14 protein-coding genes are annotated in these 16,863 nt (G+C 49.4%); 9 read left to right on the top strand and 5 right to left on the bottom strand.

The window, feature by feature from the left end; all coding sequences use genetic code 11:
* Window positions 1-7 precede the first annotated feature (7 nt).
* Window positions 8-1,546: a TolC family protein gene (locus GGR41_RS08845; protein WP_167661518.1), complete on the bottom strand. Its 1,539-nt coding sequence runs from the start codon at window positions 1,544-1,546 to the stop codon at window positions 8-10.
* A gap of 186 nt (window positions 1,547-1,732) precedes the next feature.
* Here GGR41_RS08845 and rfbD point away from each other — a divergent pair, with 186 nt between their 5' ends.
* The 3 genes from rfbD (at window position 1,733) to rfbC (ending at window position 4,138) form a co-directional block, all read left to right on the top strand.
* Window positions 1,733-2,629: a dTDP-4-dehydrorhamnose reductase gene (gene rfbD / locus GGR41_RS08840; RefSeq protein WP_167661517.1), complete on the top strand. Its 897-nt coding sequence runs from the start codon at window positions 1,733-1,735 to the stop codon at window positions 2,627-2,629.
* A gap of 24 nt (window positions 2,630-2,653) precedes the next feature.
* Window positions 2,654-3,520 carry a glucose-1-phosphate thymidylyltransferase RfbA gene (gene rfbA, locus GGR41_RS08835; protein WP_167661516.1) on the top strand — a complete coding sequence of 289 codons (867 nt, stop codon included), beginning with the start codon at window positions 2,654-2,656 and terminating at the stop codon, window positions 3,518-3,520.
* Between the two features lie 63 nt (window positions 3,521-3,583).
* Window positions 3,584-4,138, top strand: coding sequence for a dTDP-4-dehydrorhamnose 3,5-epimerase (gene rfbC / locus GGR41_RS08830; RefSeq protein WP_167661700.1), 555 nt, complete (start codon window positions 3,584-3,586; stop codon window positions 4,136-4,138).
* A gap of 86 nt (window positions 4,139-4,224) precedes the next feature.
* On the opposite strand, the gene GGR41_RS08825 is transcribed toward rfbC, so the two are convergent.
* The 3 genes from GGR41_RS08825 to GGR41_RS08815 are packed head-to-tail and all read right to left on the bottom strand — an operon-like array spanning window position 4,225 to window position 8,655.
* Entirely contained in the window at window positions 4,225-5,544 is a 1,320-nt protein-coding gene (locus GGR41_RS08825) for a TolC family outer membrane protein (protein ID WP_167661515.1), read from the bottom strand.
* A gap of 40 nt (window positions 5,545-5,584) precedes the next feature.
* Window positions 5,585-6,928 (bottom strand): HlyD family type I secretion periplasmic adaptor subunit, encoded by a 1,344-nt coding sequence (locus GGR41_RS08820; protein ID WP_209279787.1) that lies wholly within the window; start codon window positions 6,926-6,928, stop codon window positions 5,585-5,587.
* A gap of 17 nt (window positions 6,929-6,945) precedes the next feature.
* Window positions 6,946-8,655, bottom strand: coding sequence for a type I secretion system permease/ATPase (locus tag GGR41_RS08815; protein ID WP_167661514.1), 1,710 nt, complete (start codon window positions 8,653-8,655; stop codon window positions 6,946-6,948).
* Window positions 8,656-8,781: 126 nt separating this feature from the next.
* Here GGR41_RS08815 and rfbB point away from each other — a divergent pair, with 126 nt between their 5' ends.
* From rfbB to GGR41_RS08785, 6 genes are all read left to right on the top strand, one after another.
* Window positions 8,782-9,837, top strand: coding sequence for a dTDP-glucose 4,6-dehydratase (rfbB, locus tag GGR41_RS08810; RefSeq protein WP_167661513.1), 1,056 nt, complete (start codon window positions 8,782-8,784; stop codon window positions 9,835-9,837).
* A gap of 3 nt (window positions 9,838-9,840) precedes the next feature.
* A complete protein-coding gene (locus tag GGR41_RS08805; RefSeq protein WP_167661512.1) occupies window positions 9,841-10,698 on the top strand; it encodes a glycosyltransferase family 2 protein in 858 nt (285 codons plus the stop codon).
* Between the two features lie 13 nt (window positions 10,699-10,711).
* On the top strand, window positions 10,712-11,854 hold the full coding sequence (locus tag GGR41_RS08800; RefSeq protein WP_167661511.1) for a DUF1972 domain-containing protein: 1,143 nt from the start codon (window positions 10,712-10,714) through the stop codon (window positions 11,852-11,854).
* 30 nt (window positions 11,855-11,884) lie between these two features.
* Entirely contained in the window at window positions 11,885-13,267 is a 1,383-nt protein-coding gene (locus GGR41_RS08795; RefSeq protein WP_276509352.1) for an undecaprenyl-phosphate glucose phosphotransferase, read from the top strand.
* Between the two features lie 98 nt (window positions 13,268-13,365).
* Window positions 13,366-14,124, top strand: a complete 759-nt coding sequence (locus tag GGR41_RS08790; protein WP_167661510.1) for a maleate cis-trans isomerase family protein — start codon at window positions 13,366-13,368, stop codon at window positions 14,122-14,124.
* Between the two features lie 171 nt (window positions 14,125-14,295).
* The gene (locus GGR41_RS08785) at window positions 14,296-15,177 is read left to right on the top strand and encodes a LysR family transcriptional regulator (RefSeq protein ID WP_167661509.1); all 882 of its coding nucleotides are present in this window, start codon (window positions 14,296-14,298) and stop codon (window positions 15,175-15,177) included.
* A 42-nt stretch (window positions 15,178-15,219) separates the two neighbouring features.
* Here the strand turns inward: GGR41_RS08785 and GGR41_RS08780 are convergent, their stop codons facing one another.
* On the bottom strand, window positions 15,220-16,857 hold the full coding sequence (locus tag GGR41_RS08780) for a thiamine pyrophosphate-binding protein (RefSeq protein WP_167661508.1): 1,638 nt from the start codon (window positions 16,855-16,857) through the stop codon (window positions 15,220-15,222).
* Window positions 16,858-16,863 lie beyond the last annotated feature (6 nt).

The raw sequence follows: 16,863 nt of genomic DNA, 5'->3' as shown, positions 1-16,863 counted from the left end.
CGTACCCCTACCCCCCTGTCGGTGCCCGCGGCGGGGTTAGGGTCCAGGCCCGCGTCGTCTCGGCCTCAAAGCGCAAGGGGTTAGGCAAGGCGACTACCTCGCCGTCAAAATACTGATTCGACATCGTTTGTACCGCTTGGTGCAACGGTTCGCCCACTAACGCCTGCAGTTGCAGTTGGGCCAGCAACACGTCTAGTCGTGCTTGGTAATACTCGTAATGGGTAGCTACCAGCTGGTCTTGGGCATTCAATACATCTAGGTTATTGGCTGCACCCACGCTAAAGCTTTTAAGCATGGAATCTAAGCTCAGTCGGCTTGACTCCACGGCTTTTTGTAATGAAGCCACCCGAGCCGCACCGCTGGTGTATAAGCCAAATTGCTTTTGAATGTCGGCTTCTGTTTTTGCTAGCACGGCTCGATAACGATTTTCTACGCTAGTTAACTGGAAACGCGCTTGGCTGGTCGCAGCACGGGTATAGCCGCCACTAAATAATGGAATAGCCACATTGAGGCCTACCGCTACCGTATTGGTGCGTTGGCTTAGGGTAGCCAGGTCTTCGCTATTGGCTTTATTGAAGCTAAGGCCCAGACTAACAGTAGGAAAATACTGGCTTCGGGCTGCCTCTAAGCGAGCTTGGTAAATAGCAATCTCTTTTTGCACTAACTGTACGGATCGATTGTGTTGCCTACCTTGCTCTAGCAGCTGCGCTCTAGTTTGTTCAAGCGGTGCATAATGCCAAGTGGGCTGCAATTGCCGCAACCATTGGGGCCATGAGCCTAAATAGGAAGCCAGTTGTAAGGTATTTTCCCGTAACGTATCGGCAGCGACGAGAAGCTCTGCCTCGGCTACGGCCAAGCGTGCAGCGGTTTCCTCGACCTCTAATTGCGTTGCATTATCTAGACGCGCCAAGGCTTTAAAAGTGTCGAGGCGTTCCGTTAAAAACTGAAGGCGCTCGTGTTGCATGCGCCAGTCCTCGTAAGCCAATAGCGTTTTAAAATAGATTTGCGTTAATTGCAGGCTGAGCTTTTCTTGGTCTACCCCCAACTGTGTGGCCCCAAATTCCGCCACAGCTTTACCCCGTTGGTATTCGGCGTAGCTGGCGTAATTCAATAGCGGTTGCTGCAACTGCATAGAAAAACTGCTTGAGTCGTAGCGCAAATCAGACCGAGACACTTGCCCAAAACGCCCAGGGTATTGGCGCCAGCCATGGACTCGACTGCGGCTGTAGCTGGCATTCATAGCAGGCAACAAACCAGCACGGCTAATGGCGCGTTGTTCTTGGTGCTCTGCATAACGGCTAAGCGCTATTTTGGCGTAGGGGGAACGCGTGAAACCTAATAGCCATACGCTGTACAGGTCCAGTATTTCAACGCTAGACGCCTTAGTGGTTAATTGCGTTCCAAGATGAGCACCCACTCGTTGTACCTGAGACGATGCAGCGTGGGCGGTAACACCGGTTGCTACGCCAAGGCATAGCAAAAGGTTTACGACACGTTTTGCCACCAAAGGACGTAAGAATTGATCAACCAAACGATGGGAGCGCATAAAGGCGAGCGGATAAGAGACAAATTAAGCAAAGAAGCCATCATACCACCGCCACTTAGGCGCTACTACCTAAATACCAAAGCCAAACGTACGGCCATGTTGTATGCTCACACCATGCCCGTGCGCGTAGGGTGGATTAAAATAAGCTAAAATTAACCGTGATTTCTCTTCTTGGAGTGGTAAACAATGGCTTCTGTATTAATTTTTGGTAAAGATGGCCAAGTCGGTACCGAGCTTCAGCGTAGTTTGCTGCCTTTGGCTTCTCTGCATGCGGTCAATCGCAGCCAAGCTGACTTGGGCCAGCTTGAGCAAATTCACCACACCCTAAAGCAAGTCAAACCAAAAATAATCGTGAACGCAGCGGCCTATACGGCCGTGGACAAGGCCGAGACCGACTCCGAGCGCGCTTTTTGTGTGAACGCTAAAGCCGTCGAGGTCATGGCGGGTTACGCCAAAAACCATGATGCGCTGTTAGTGCACTATTCCACTGATTACGTGTTTGCGGGTGACCAGTCACAGCCCTACCAAGAAACCGACCAACCCAACCCCCAAAACGTCTATGGGCACAGCAAACTGGCTGGTGAAACCCATATTATGGAAAGCGGTTGCGATCATTTAATTTTTCGTACTAGTTGGGTGTATGCCGGTCATGGCAATAACTTCATGCGCACGATGATGCGTCTGGCGCAGCAACGCGACCAGCTGACCGTGGTCGATGACCAATTTGGCACCCCTACCTCGGCAGAAATGCTGGCCGATCTAACGGCCTTGGCTATTTGGGCGCATCAGCGGTCGCAACTGGAATCGGGCCTGTATCATTTAACGGCTAAAGATCAGACCAGTTGGCATGGTTTTGCCCAGTTTATTGTCGAGCAAATGGTCGCACAAGGCATTCCTGTGCGCGTCAAACCAGAGCAGGTCTTGGCAATACCCAGCGCCCAGTACCCCACCCCCGCAAAACGGCCTGCTTTTTCCTATTTAGATAGTTCTAAAATCGAGCGTGCCTTAGCTATCGAGCTGCCGGCATGGCCGCTGCATGCCAAGCGCGCCGTCGCACAACTGGCTCAGTTAGCTCACTTATAATCGTTACCTATTCAAAGCAAAAACATGACATACAAAGGTATTATTTTAGCAGGCGGTTCAGGAACTCGTCTGCATCCTGCTACGCTAGCCATCAGCAAACAGCTGTTGCCAGTGTATGACAAGCCCATGATCTATTATCCCCTTTCTACCTTAATGTTAGCGGGCATAAAAGACATCTTAATTATCTCTACCCCCCAAGACACGCCACGTTTTGAACAGCTTTTAGGCGATGGCAGTCAGTGGGGGCTCAATCTTAATTATGCGGTACAACCTAGCCCAGACGGTTTGGCACAGGCTTACACCATTGGCGCTGACTTCGTCGGCAATAACCCTTCGGCGCTGGTATTGGGTGACAACATTTTTTATGGTCATCAGTTCCATCAGCTTTTAGATAGCGCAAAACAACGCACTCAAGGGGCAACGGTGTTTGCCTACCATGTGCACGACCCAGAACGCTATGGTGTGGCCGAGTTTGACACCCACGGCAAGGTGCTGTCTCTCGAGGAAAAGCCTGCTCAGCCTAAATCCCATTATGCGGTCACCGGTTTGTATTTTTACGATAATCAGGTGGTTGATCTCGTGCGTGATTTAAAACCTTCCGCCCGTGGCGAGCTTGAAATCACTGACCTCAACAAACTCTACCTCGCCCAAGACCAATTACACGTAGAACGTATGGGGCGTGGGTACGCATGGCTAGATACGGGTACGCACGACTCGTTACTGGATGCCAGTCAGTTTATTGCTACGATTGAAAGTCGTCAGGGTTTAAAAGTGTCCTGTCCCGAGGAAATCGCCTTCCGCCAAGGTTGGATTAACAAAGAGCAGCTGCAACGGTTGGCTGAGCCTTTAGCTAAAAATGGCTATGGGCAATATTTGCTCGACCTACTCTAATTAGTTAGGGGCAGCATGATGGTGCTGCCCTTGCTCTGCATTGATCTATTTGAAGGTTTTATTATGAAAGCGACCGCTTTAGCTATTCCTGACGTCTTTTTAATTGAGCCCACCGTATTTGGTGATGAACGCGGCTTTTTCTTTGAAAGCTTTAATCATCAACAGTTTGAACAAGCCATTGGGCGTTCAGTGCAATTTGTCCAAGACAACCACTCTAAGTCGGCCCAACATGTACTGCGTGGTTTGCATCTGCAAACCCAACAAGCCCAAGGCAAACTGGTGCGCGTGGTGCAGGGCGAGGTGTTTGATGTGGCCGTGGATACGCGTCCCGATTCGCCCACCTACGGTCAGTGGGTCGGCGCGATCTTATCGGCTGAAAATAAACACCAACTTTGGGTGCCCGAAGGTCTGGCCCACGGTTTTGTGGTGCTGTCTGACAGTGCAGAGTTTCTTTATAAAACCACCGACTACTATGCGCCGCAGTTTGAGTGCTCTATTGCGTGGGATGACCCCGATTTAGGCATTGATTGGCACCTAAACGGCGCTGAACCCAAGTTATCGGCTAAAGATCAAGCCGCCATGTCTTTTAAGGAATGGACGACAACGGCAAAAAAATGAACAGGCCCCTAGCGTGTCCGCGCTCTCTATCCCCGCCCTGAACGGCGGGGTTTTCCGCGCAATCCGATAAACGAGCAGCTGAAACGTTACAGTTTTACCGGGATGGGCTTGTGGCTAAAAAACTGCTGGGTGGTTTGTTCAATCAACGAGCCAGTCAGCCCATCAGCCACTGCAGCAAGCATCAAGCGTGCCATCACGTATTCAAGTCGTGTCCGTGTCAGGTCAAGCTGTGACTGATACAAGCGATCTTGGGCATCTAAAATATCACTGATGCTACGGACGCCGCCTTGATACCCCCGTTCGGCGGCCTTAAGCGCTAATTCGTTAGACTGCACTGCTTTTTGATAGGCGTTTATTTTTTGCGCACCGCTGAGTACGCCTTGGTATTGGCGCGTTACCTCTACGGCAATTTCCTCGCGGGTGGCATCGAGTTCGTGAGAAGAGCGATCACGCCCATATTGAGCTTGGCGCACTTGGGCCTGGGTTGCCCCACCAGCAAATACGGGCACTTGGATGGAAATACCTAGAGAGCGCGTGGATGAGTCTTGATTGCGTGTTGAAATGCTTTCAGCGGTGGTTTTACGCAAGCTACCGGTCAAGGTTGCAGTAGGTAAATGACCACTGAAAGCCCGTTGGATTTCCAAAGCACTGACACGCAAATTTTCTGTCGCGACACGAATTTGCGCATTGCGTGTTAAGGCCATTTGCATCCAACTGGCTAAGTCATGAGGCTCGAGGCCTACAGGATTAATTTTTTCGTGTAGCCCCAGTACTTGCTCTGGTTCTACACCAATCATTTCCTGTAGCTCACGTCGAGCTACAGTTAGGTTGTCTTGGGCATTGAGCCATTGAGCATAAGCAATATCACGTCGCGCTTGGGCTTCGTGTACTTCGGTAATGGTGCCTTCGCCACTGCGGAAATGATGCTGAGCGATTTCTATATGTTGATCACTGGCTTGTACATTTTGGGCAGAAAGGCTGAGCTGCTGCTGAGCCAATAAAAGCTGAAAATACCGATTGATTAAACGCTCTGAGGCGTCATTAGCCTGCACATCAAAAGTGGCTAAAGCCTGATCTGCTCTGGCATGGCCTTGTCTGTAACCCGTGATACGCCCCCAGTCAAAGAGGCTCTGTTGTAGATTAATTTCATTCACTTTCGAGGTGTAATCGAGGTCTTGGCGCACGATGTTGTCTTGCGCATCGGGTGTTTCCAGATGACCATGAATACGTGTACGCCCTAAGTTGGCGCTAATCTGGGGCAACAGGGCAGCTCGACCCAGTGCCCGCTCGGTTTGGCCCGCTTCGCGCTCTGAGATAGCGGCTTGGAGCGTTGGGTCTTGCGTTTGCGCGGCTTGCCATGCGCTGGCCAGACTAATGGGTTGCGCGGAGGCTACAGAAGCGCTCATGACAAAGAAGAAAGTCGATAGCTGCCGCCACATCATAGGATTACTCTTCGGTAAAGGATTTATCTAAACGCTCGAGAAATGGCTTGAGCAGATAGCTCAGCATGGTGCGCTCGCCGGTGCGAATTAATACCGCAGCGGGCATACCTGGACGAATATTATTAAAACGCAAGAGCTCCATGCCCTCGTCCGTGACCTCTATTTGGGCTAAATAATACGGCATTCCCGTGTGCTGATCGGTAATGCGGTCCGCAGAGACGGTGAGGACGCGGCCAGGGATATTGGGGGTGCGCGCATGATTAAAGGCAGGAAAGGTGATTTCCACCTCGAGCCCCGGTGTGACTTTATCAATACTGAACACCGGAATCTGAGCTTGAATAATAAAGCGCTCGTCCTCGGGCACAATTTCCATCAACTGCGTACCCGACCCAATTACGCCGCCAATCGTATGCACGGTGACATTTTGCACAAAGCCCGCAATGGGAGCGCGTATTTCCGTTTCTCGAACGGTGTAATTTAAGGCCTCTAGACGTTCGCCCAAGGACGTGGCCTCTTTTTGTACCTCTGACAACTGCGACTGGACTTCTTTTTGGAAGTCTTGTTCGCGCTGTAATATGCGTAATTTTAGTTCTGCGATTTGGTTACGCGCACGACCGGCTTCGACCACATCATTAGACAGAGCGGCCTGCAATTGAGCCGCATCACGCTCTAGGTTGAGCATGCGGTTACGAGGCAAGTAGCCCTCTTTGGCTAGCTCGCGCACCCCGTTTAGCTCTTGGTTCACAAAGCTAATTTGGGCTTGGCGGTTTTTTTGAACCTCGTTTAACCCACGTAGCTGTTGCTCAGCACCGCGTAAATTCTCGCGCAAGATTTCAATTTCGCCTTTGAGTGCGTTGCGCCGCGTTTCAAACAATTGGTCTTGTACGCGTTTTGCGTCAAGAAAGCGCGGGTCATTGCCATACAAACCAACAAGTTCGGGCGCATAGTGTATTGAGGGCTCGTGATCGCGTTCGGCAACTAAACGGGCCTCGATGGTTTTGGCCATAATGTACTGAGTGCTGACGATGGCTTGCTCAGAGACAGCACGGGTTCGATTAAGGCGGATTAACGGTTGCCCTGACTCGACCTTGTCGCCCTCTTTGACGAGGATTTCATCAATGGTTCCACCCTCTAGGTGTTGCACGGCTTTACGGTTACCAAATACCTGTACCTGAGCCTCGGCCGTTACCCCTGCGTCTAACGGCGCAAAAGCGGCCCATAGCGCAAAGCCACCAAAACCAATTAATAACACCATCAACCCCCAACGCAATGGGGAACGTGCATTGGTATCTACGCCTAATGTGGACTCATCGGGGGTAGAGGTTTTTTGCTTGAGCCATTTCATCATTTTGGGTGTGCCTTCTACTAGTGGACTTGTTTGGGAGACTGAGCTTGAGTCTGCTGTTGCTGTAACGCCAATAGCACATCTTTACGAGGGCCAAACAGAGTGACCGACCCTTCGCGCATAACCAAAAGCTTGTCCACTACCTGCAAAATATTCATGCGATGCGTAATAAGAATAACGGTGGTGCCCTGCTGCTTTAACTGATTGATGGTCGCCACCAATGCGGCTTCCCCTACATCGTCTAAGTTGGAATTGGGCTCGTCCAGCACCACTAAAGCGGGATTGCCATAGATGGCTCGTGCCAAGCCAATACGCTGCTTTTGACCGCCTGACAAAGCGATACCGCCTATACCTAAGGGGGTGTCATAGCCCTGGGGGAACCGTAGAATCATCTCGTGCACCCCAGCACTTTGAGCGGCCTGAATGATTTTGGCCGAATCCAACTCGCCAAAGCGCGCAATATTTTCCGCAATGGTGCCATCGAACAGCTCGATGTCTTGGGGCAAGTACCCCATATGCGGGCCAAGCTCGTCTTTATTCCACTGATAAATGTCGGCACCGTCGAGCCGCACACTGCCGGCGCGCGCGCCCCACACCCCAACCAATAGCCGAGCTAAAGTCGATTTACCCGAAGCAGAAGGGCCAATGACGCCCACCACATCACCCGCATTGGCTGTGAAATTAACACCGCGCAAAATAGCCACCTGTTGACCAGGCGCCCCGGCAATTAAGTTTTCAACCACGACCTGGCCATTGGGCTTAGGTAAACTTAAGGTTTCGCCACGGGGTGGTGCGTTTCCAAGCATTTCTTCTAGGCGCGCGTAAGACTCTTTGGCAGACAGCATGGTTTTCCATGACCCGATGACCTGTTCCACGGGGCTAAGTGCTTTACCCATCAAGATTGAACACACAATCATCATGCCAGCAGTAATATCGCCTGCAATAACCAATAAGGCCCCTGCACCTAAAATAAGCGACTGTAAAAACATACGCACAAAACGCGTCAATGTGCTGAGTCGAGCGCCACGATCTGAAGCCAGAGTTTGCAAAGAGAGGACGCGCTCGTGCTGCTTCATCCACCGTGCTCGCAACCCCGGCAGCATGCCCATGGACTCGATGACCTCGGCGTTGCGTAAATGGTTGTCGGCAAAATGGGCTGCACCAATAGCCGCTTTGTTGGCCTCGGCCAATGGTTTTTGGGTGCTGATATTATTTAAGTAAGCCAAAAACACCAACACCACCGAACCGCCCAGCATAATACCGCCCAGCAGGGGGTGAACCATAAAGCCCACCGCCATGTAAATAGGGGTCCAGGGGGTGTCAAAAAAGGCAAATAAGGCGTTGCCCGTCAGGAATTGACGCACATTGGTGAGATCGTTTAAGGCCTGCGAGGGGTTGCCCCCCGCCATTTTTAAATTGCGCTCGAAGGCGGCATTAAACACGCGTTGATTCAGCATCATATCGAGGCGATTGCCCACGCGAATCAACACCGATGAACGTGCAAACTCGAGCGCGGCAGAAAGCAGATACAAGCCCGCAACCAACAAGGTCAACATTAACAGCGTCGTTTCATTACGACTGGTTAATACCCGATCATAGACTTGGAGCATATATAATGATGGGGTTAAGCCAAGAACGTTAATAACGCAACTAAAGGCGGCTAAGCTGTAAAAGGTTTTTCTAAACTGGAAAACGACCTGTGCCAGCTCTGTTCGACGGGTAGGCTTCATTATTTAACCTAAAACACGCGTAACGATTTTACGCAATTATCTATTTGTATCAAAAAGCTGTTCAGTATACCACGCAGGTTTTGGTACGATTCATCTGTTTGCATCTTAAACAACATTGGATTTTCTATGCGCATACTTGTTACCGGCGGGGCCGGATTTATTGGTTCAGCAGTAATACGCCATCTTATTTACGACACCTCTTTTCAGGTCGCAAACCTTGATGTTTTAAGCTATGCAGGCAATTTAGCCTCGCTCGGTGATGCGTCAAAATCCGAGCGCTACCAATTCTATCATCATACTATTTGTGATTCCGATGCATTAAAAAGTATTTTCAATGAGTTTCAACCTGATATTGTTATGCATTTAGCAGCGGAGTCCCATGTAGACCGCTCTATTCATGGCCCTGGCGAGTTTATTCAGACCAATATTGTAGGCACCTACCAATTGCTCGAGGCAGCACGGGCCTATTGGTCTGGTCTAGATGCCACCAAAAAAGACGCCTTCCGCTTTCACCATATTTCCACCGATGAGGTCTATGGCGATTTAGACGGTACAGATGACTTGTTTACTGAAACCACCCCCTATGCGCCTAGCTCGCCTTACTCGGCATCCAAAGCCAGCTCTGACCACCTAGTTCGCGCCTGGAACCGTACCTATGGCTTGCCAGTGGTCATTACAAACTGCTCCAACAACTACGGCCCCTACCACTTCCCAGAAAAACTCATTCCACACATGATCTTAAGCGCTTTGGCCCACAAGCCATTACCCGTGTATGGCAATGGGCAACAGATTCGCGACTGGCTCTATGTAGAAGACCACGCACGCGCACTGGTAAAAGTCGCCACCGAAGGCGTCGTGGGGGAAACCTACAACATTGGTGGTCACAATGAAAAAGCCAATATTGATGTGGTCAAGGAAATCTGTGCACTGTTAGACGAGCTGCATCCTTGGACAGAAAACGGGCAAACCCGTCATTACGCCGACCTCATCACTTTTGTCACAGACCGCCCTGGCCACGATGTGCGGTATGCCATTGATGCGGCCAAAATTGAACGTGAACTGGGTTGGCGCCCTGCCGAAACTTTCGAGTCCGGCTTACGCAAAACCGTGCAATGGTACCTCGATAACGAAACTTGGTGGCAAGACGTGCTCAGTGGCAACTATCGCTTAGAACGCATTTAATCCATGCCCAAAGACTACCCTGCTATTGACGTGGTTTTGGCCGCCTTTAATGGCGAGCGCTATATTAAAGCGCAGATCGAATCCATCCTAGAGCAGGATTACGCAGGGCCCATTCGTATTCTGGTTCGAGACGATGGTTCTACCGACGCGACCGTAGCCATCGTCCAGCAGCTAATGACCCAGCCGCTGCCCGCTCGGCGTCATATTGATTTATTTGAACGCACCGAAGGCAAAGGCAATGTGACCGAAAACTTTGCCCAACTTTTGGCATTAAGCACTGCCCCTTATGTGGCGTTGGCTGATCAGGACGATATCTGGCTAGCCCATAAGTTACGTATCCAATTAGTGGCTATGCAGTCTTTAGAGCGCCAGTTTAGCCCGGCTCCTTTCCTTGTTTGTAGCGATTTGCGCGTCGTTGACGCTGAGCTCAACCTGATTGCGGACTCATTTTGGGCATTACAAAAGCTAAACCCGACTTGGATCAATGACTGGCGCGATCTATTAGTGCAAAATATGGTTACAGGCTGTACGATTTTGATAAACCGTGCCGCGGTTACAGCTGTTTTACCTATTCCCGTGCACTTGAAACTCTTTCATGATCATTGGATTGCGATTGCAGTCAGTCAGTCTGGGCATGCGGTCGCCTTAGCCGAACCTACCGTGCTGTATAGACAACACGGGCGTAATGTAGAGGCGGCTCATTCGTTTAACTATGCGTATGCCAGACGCAAGCTCACTCAATTGGTAGCGATTAGCCGACGTAGCCAAGCCGCAGCGCACTATTTACAGCAGCCAGTCAGCTTTTTTGCTGTGGTGTGGCGCAAGCTAAAACTTAATCTACAGCGTTTTTTTTATAAATAACTTTTCCTGTCCTATGCATAAACGACTTTTAATCTTAGGAACTCGCGGGGTTCCTGCTCAACATGGTGGCTTTGAGACCTTTGCTGAGAAACTGTCCACCCATTTAGTTCAAAAAGGGTGGAGCGTTACCGTTTACTGCCAAGAGGACTGGAATCGTACGGTGCCCTATGAAACGATGTGGGGCCGTGTGCGTCGTGTTCATATTCCTGTAAAACAAGCCGGCCCGCTGGGCACCTTAATTTTTGACTTAAAAGCCGCACTCCATGCCCGTAAACAGCCCGCTCTTGGCTTAACCTTAGGCTATAACAGTGCCCTATTTAATTTAGTACAACGTGTGCGCGGCAAGCCTAATTTATTCAATATGGATGGTATTGAATACGAGCGCGCCAAATGGGGGCCTTTTGCCAAGTTGTGGCTACGTATCAACGAGCGCATTGCGTGTTGGTCAGGCACGCATCTTATTGCCGATCACCCAGCCATTGCTGCGCATTTAGCCCAGCGCTCGGCCAAAGAGTCTGACATTACTGTCATCCCTTACGGCGCTGATGCGTTAATAGATGCCAGCGCAGCACCTATTCGCGAGCTAGGGCTAGAACCGGGAAAGTTTTCCACGGTTATTGCGCGCCCCGAGCCTGAAAACTCGATTTTGGAAATTGTCCAAGGGTTTAGCCGAGAACCACGCGGACATCGCTTGGTGGTATTAGGCGATTTTAAAGCCGATAACCCCTACCACCAGCGCGTGTTGGCTTCAGGCAGTGCCGAGGTGCAATTTTTAGGTGCAATCTATGACAAATCGACACTTGCCGCTCTACGCTATCATAGCTATTTATATATACACGGCCACCAAGTCGGGGGCACGAACCCTTCTTTGGTCGAAGCGCTAGCTGCTGGCAACCCCGTGATTGCCCATGACAATGACTTTAACCGTTGGGTCACTGGCTCCGAAGCCGCTGTGTTTTTCAAAGACACCACTGGCTTTGCGCAGTTACTTTCCGAGCTATTAGCTAACCCCGAGCGTGCCCAAGCCATGAAAAAAGCCGCCCGACTCCGTCATGCAGAGCAGTTCACATGGGAACAAATACTGCATGACTACGAAGAGCTGTTAACTGAATTTAACCCCTACGACACCGTTAGCCCTAACGATATCGAACCGTAGTTCCCTCTGCTTTGATCGTTGAGAACGAATTTGCATAACTATAACCAGCCGCCCTCTATTTTTGCAGAGCGTTATCCTGTGGCTTTCGCTGCAGGGTTAATGGATTTAGCCCTGCTGCTGGGCGCCGCTTACCTCAGTTATTGGTGGCGCTTTGGTACGTGGTCCATGAATGATTCTTATTTATTGGCTTCGTTGGTCTTTGCGCTTCTCATTATTTTGAGCCAAATCGTCACCCGCGCTTATAGTTCATGGCGTGGACAAACCTTCTGGCAACCGTTTAAACGATTAACCATGGCATGGCTATCGGCCTTGCTTGTGCTGTCTTTTATTGCGATTGGTACGCAACTAGCTCATTATTTTTCTAGACAGTGGATGTCCTCCACGCTGTTTATCAGTTTTGGGTTTCTTTTTATCTTTAGACTGCTGGTGTATTTTGCACTTGGGCAAATACGTGCTCGGGGTCGTAACCAGAAAAATGTCTTAGTGATCAGTGATGACCAAAGTCGTCATCCTATTTTTAATACCTCAGACAATTTACCCCGCGCTGGCTACTCTATCCGTTCAACCATTAGCACAGCCAATAACGCGGATTTTCTCGCTGACATTCAACAAACCATTAGCGCTCATCCACCTCACGAGATCTGGATTTGTCTCTCGTTAGCCGAAGCCGACAAAATCACTGCCATTTTGCACACCTGTAGGCATCAAACCGCTGATATTCGTTTCTTTCCTGATCTGACTAATCTGGCATTACTTAATCACCGAATTAGTCATATAGCAGGGCTTTATAGCATTGATATCAGCTGCAGCCCCATGGATGGAGGCCATCGTTTAATTAAACGCGGCTTCGACATTGTCATGAGCTCTCTGATTGGCCTGATCATTTTGCCAGTGTGCTTGCTGATTTATTTAGCAATCCGTCTCACCTCGCCCGGCCCAGTATTGTTTAAACAGCAGCGTACCGGTATTAATGGCAAACCTTTTAAAGTCTATAAATTCCGCTCGATGGAAGTGCATAACGAACAAGACGGTACCGTAACCCAAGCCTCTGCGAATGACCCTCGTATCACTCGCTTGGGGGCGTTTTTACGTAAAACCAGTCTGGACGAACTGCCCCAGTTTTACAATGTACTGCAAGGTCGTATGTCTATTGTTGGGCCCCGCCCTCATGCACTTGCCCATAATGAATACTACAAAGACATGATTGAAACCTATATGCGTCGGCATAAGGTTAAGCCCGGTATCACAGGTTGGGCGCAAATTAATGGCTTGCGCGGCGAGACCGACACCCTAGAGAAAATGGAGAAACGGGTGGAATACGATCTGTGGTATATCAATAACTGGTCATTATGGCTTGACCTGAAAATTATTGCTCTAACGGTAGTCAAAGGCTTTATTAACAACAAACCCTAGCCATCGCAAAATGCGATGGCAGTATGATCAATCAGCATTTTACGCATTGCTGTACATGGATTAAACTATCGTTATTCTTTATTTTTGTAGGTGGAGACATGAAAACTTACCGCATTGGTCAAATCGTTCCTAGTTCTAACACAACTATGGAAACCGAAATCCCAGCGATGCTTAATGCACGCATGGCTGCTAACCCTGCTGATCGCTTTACGTTTCACTCCTCACGCATGCGCATGATGAATGTGACACCCGAAGAGCTTAAAGCCATGGATGCCGCCAGCGACCGTTGTGTGGTGGAACTCGCCGATGCACGCTGTGACGTCATGGCCTACGCCTGCTTAGTCGCCATTATGGCTCAGGGTAATGGTTACCACCGTCAGTCTCAGGAACGCCTAGAGGCGGCTGTGAAATCCACAGGCGTGGATATTCCTGTACTTAGCTCAGCGGGTGCATTGGTCGACAGCATGAAAGAGTTTGGCATTAAAAAAGTGTCAGTTATCACCCCCTACATGAAGCCATTAACCCAGCGCGTTGTCGAATACATCGAAGCCGAAGGCATCGAGGTCAAAGACTCCATCAGCCTAGAGGTTTCTGACAACCTAGAGGTCGGTCTGCTTAACCCAGAAAATCTGCTTGAGCACGTTCAGCGCTTGGATCACGAGGGCGTCGACGCCGTGGTGTTATCCGCGTGTGTACAAATGCCTTCCTTGCCAGCTATTCAACGTGCTGAAGACATGATTGGTAAACCGGTTTTATCCGCCTCTGTTGCCACCGTATACCAAATGTTGAAAACATTGGGGCTGGAAACTCGTGTGCCTGACGCCGGCTTCTTGTTGTCTGGCAAAACCAGCATCTAAGCCTAGTTATCAGCTAGTGCGTTCGCAAAGCGGCCTTTTAAAGGCCGCTTTTTTGTATGCGTAGTAGGGTATGAGCTCACCCTACGCTACGGTATATAATTAACTAAAATGCGCGCAGCGCCTGGTCATTCAAGGCGAAAACATATCACTAGGCAATCTCTGAAGACCGCTATGACCTTAGACTTAATGAGCTTAAAACTATTTGTACGAGTAATAGAAGAAGGTACGATTAGCCAAGCCGCCCATAAAGAGCACATTGCCTCGGCGGCTGTCAGCCGCCGTATCAGCGAGCTCGAAACCCAACTGAATATTCAGCTATTACATCGCACTAATAAAGGGGTCGCCCCCACCGAAGCGGGTCTTGAGCTGCTGTATCGGGCTCGTAACCTATTACAAAATGCCCAGGCTTTAAAAGATCACCTGCATGATTTTTCCCAAGAACGCCAAAGCCATATTCATATTCTGGCCAATATCTCTGCTCTTTCCCAAAACCTGCCCGACTTATTATCTGACTTTATACAAAAGTACCCCACTATTCATTTAAAAATAGAAGAAAAAAACAGCCAGAATATTGTTTACGATATAGAGAAAGGCAAAGCTGACATTGGCATTTATTCCGCCCTGCCGCACGATGCAAAAATAGAGAGCTATTTTTTCAGAAAAGACGTGTTGGGTTTATTAGTGCCAACTAACCATCCATTAACTCAATACAACAGTTTATATTTCAAACAGTGCTTAGATTATGAGCAAATTGTATTACGTAGTGGTACGCAAATTAATTACCAAATTACCAAAGCGGCAATGGAAGTCAATCAACACATAAAGGTGCGTGCCGAGATTGATAGTTACGAAACCATGGCACTATTGGTCAATGCAGGTATGGGAATTGGCGTAATGCCTAGGCAAAGCACCCAAATTTTTCAGATACCCGATACGCATTTTATTGAACTAAAAGACGATTGGGCGCAACGACAACTAGCGATAGGGATCCGAACTAAAAAAGATTTGTCTGTTAGCGCCAAGTTGCTTTTTGACTATTTAACAAACAAATAACCCTCAAACTGTTGTTGAGGGTTATTTAGTTTAAAAATAGGCTTAATACAACTTTTTCTGAGGTGGCCCAGAAAAATTTAAAGGTCCTAACGCTGCCATGTCAACCTCAATAACAGCAGGCCCATTGATGGCTACCGCCTCAGCAATTACTGCTTTAAATTCATCTAGGCTTTTTACTTCAAAACTTGGGCATTGCATCGCCTCGCCTATTTTTTTATAACTAGGTGTATGTAGCTCATTAAAGTATTGTCGGTCATCAAAATAGCGACGTTGAATGCCTCGCATTACCCCATAGCCGCCGTCATTCATTACTAACAATATCATATTGCTTTTTTCTTGAACTAACGTGGCTATTTCGCCTAAACCTAGCATCAGCCCCCCATCACCCACTAAAGCAACCACTTTTTTATCGGGGTTTGCTATAGCTGTACCTATGCCATGAGCTAGCCCCAAGCCAATAGCACCGGCTAAGGAGTGAATGTTTTGTAAAGGCTTGCTTACAGGGAAAAGTCGGCTGCCCCAAGTGCTGCCAGACATGGTGATATCGCGTACTAAAATACTGTCCGAAGGCAACGCCTCTCGTAAAGCAAAGCATAGATCTGCATAGACGCCTATTTGCTCGCTTAACGCACGAACCGCATCTTGCTTTGCCGCGCTAATCTGTTGATCGTACTGCGCGTCTACCCATGTGTGCCCCTCAAGTTGTGTTAGGGCTTGGTGCAATAAGTACTGACTGTCTGCACAAATAAAATGGCTCACTGGGTAATTACGCTGTTGCGCCATCGGGGTAGCATCTATTTGGATTCGATGCGGTGCCAATTCGATACTGTAGGTTTTGGTTTCATTACTGCGTAATCTAGAGCCTACGATAACCAAGAGATCAGCCTCAGCCAATAAACGCTCTACCTGCTCTGAGTTATGAAATGCCCCCAAACTGCGTGGATGAGCATCGTCCAAGATGCCTCTGCCGTGCGTTGAGGACACAACAGGTATGCCCAAATCAGCAAAAGCTTGCACCTCTGCGCCTGCGCCCAAGGCGCCCCCTCCCACCCAAAATATAGGTCGTTTGGCGGCTTTTAGCGCCTCCACTAAAGCTGTGATCTCTGCTGCTGAAGGCTGAGGCAATGCTAATGGAGCCACCGGGGTTAAATCTCTAGGCAGATCTATTTCGGCCGCCTGCACATCGATGGGGATCTCTACACTGACAGGCCCCATTGGTACAGTAGTGGCGACACGTATGGCTTCACGTACTACACCCACTGCATGCTCAGGACTCATAACACGAAATGCCGCTTTGCTAGCAGCTCGTAAAAAATTCAATTGATCCTTGGCCTCATGAATGAAGCTCACGTCGCGGTCTAAGTATTCTCGTTCTACCTGACCGGTTAAATGCAAAACGGGGCTACTGGCATTAAAGGCTTCAATTAACGAACCCACCGCATTGCCAGCGCCTGCGCCGGTACTGGTTAAAGCCACCCCCAAACCTGTAAAACGTGCTTCTGCATCGGCCATTGACACTGCCCCCGCTTCACCGCGGGCGCAAACAAAATGCATTTTTTCACGGCGTCCCACCGCATCGGCAATAGGTAAGTTATGAATGGAAATCACGCCATGCATATTTTTTACCTGATGTGCCTCTAGCACGCGTACGATTGCCTCTCCAACAGTGACTTTAGTCATCTTTTT

Origin of the sequence: Paenalcaligenes hominis, from assembly GCF_011927625.1 — a bacterium.
Classification (GTDB): domain Bacteria; phylum Pseudomonadota; class Gammaproteobacteria; order Burkholderiales; family Burkholderiaceae_B; genus Paenalcaligenes; species Paenalcaligenes hominis.
The sequence above is the reverse complement of the archived record's forward strand: the minus strand, read 5'-3'. Positions and strand labels throughout refer to the sequence as shown.

Coding starts and splice junctions, on each gene's coding strand:
- GGR41_RS08845 (WP_167661518.1), bottom strand. CDS start 1,546: ATGCGCTCCCATCGTTTGGTTGATCAATTCTTACGTCCTTTGGTGGCA.
- rfbD (WP_167661517.1), top strand. CDS start 1,733: ATGGCTTCTGTATTAATTTTTGGTAAAGATGGCCAAGTCGGTACCGAG.
- rfbA (WP_167661516.1), top strand. CDS start 2,654: ATGACATACAAAGGTATTATTTTAGCAGGCGGTTCAGGAACTCGTCTG.
- rfbC (WP_167661700.1), top strand. CDS start 3,584: ATGAAAGCGACCGCTTTAGCTATTCCTGACGTCTTTTTAATTGAGCCC.
- GGR41_RS08825 (WP_167661515.1), bottom strand. CDS start 5,544: ATGAGCGCTTCTGTAGCCTCCGCGCAACCCATTAGTCTGGCCAGCGCA.
- GGR41_RS08820 (WP_209279787.1), bottom strand. CDS start 6,928: ATGATGAAATGGCTCAAGCAAAAAACCTCTACCCCCGATGAGTCCACA.
- GGR41_RS08815 (WP_167661514.1), bottom strand. CDS start 8,655: ATGAAGCCTACCCGTCGAACAGAGCTGGCACAGGTCGTTTTCCAGTTT.
- rfbB (WP_167661513.1), top strand. CDS start 8,782: ATGCGCATACTTGTTACCGGCGGGGCCGGATTTATTGGTTCAGCAGTA.
- GGR41_RS08805 (WP_167661512.1), top strand. CDS start 9,841: ATGCCCAAAGACTACCCTGCTATTGACGTGGTTTTGGCCGCCTTTAAT.
- GGR41_RS08800 (WP_167661511.1), top strand. CDS start 10,712: ATGCATAAACGACTTTTAATCTTAGGAACTCGCGGGGTTCCTGCTCAA.
- GGR41_RS08790 (WP_167661510.1), top strand. CDS start 13,366: ATGAAAACTTACCGCATTGGTCAAATCGTTCCTAGTTCTAACACAACT.
- GGR41_RS08785 (WP_167661509.1), top strand. CDS start 14,296: ATGACCTTAGACTTAATGAGCTTAAAACTATTTGTACGAGTAATAGAA.
- GGR41_RS08780 (WP_167661508.1), bottom strand. CDS start 16,857: ATGACTAAAGTCACTGTTGGAGAGGCAATCGTACGCGTGCTAGAGGCA.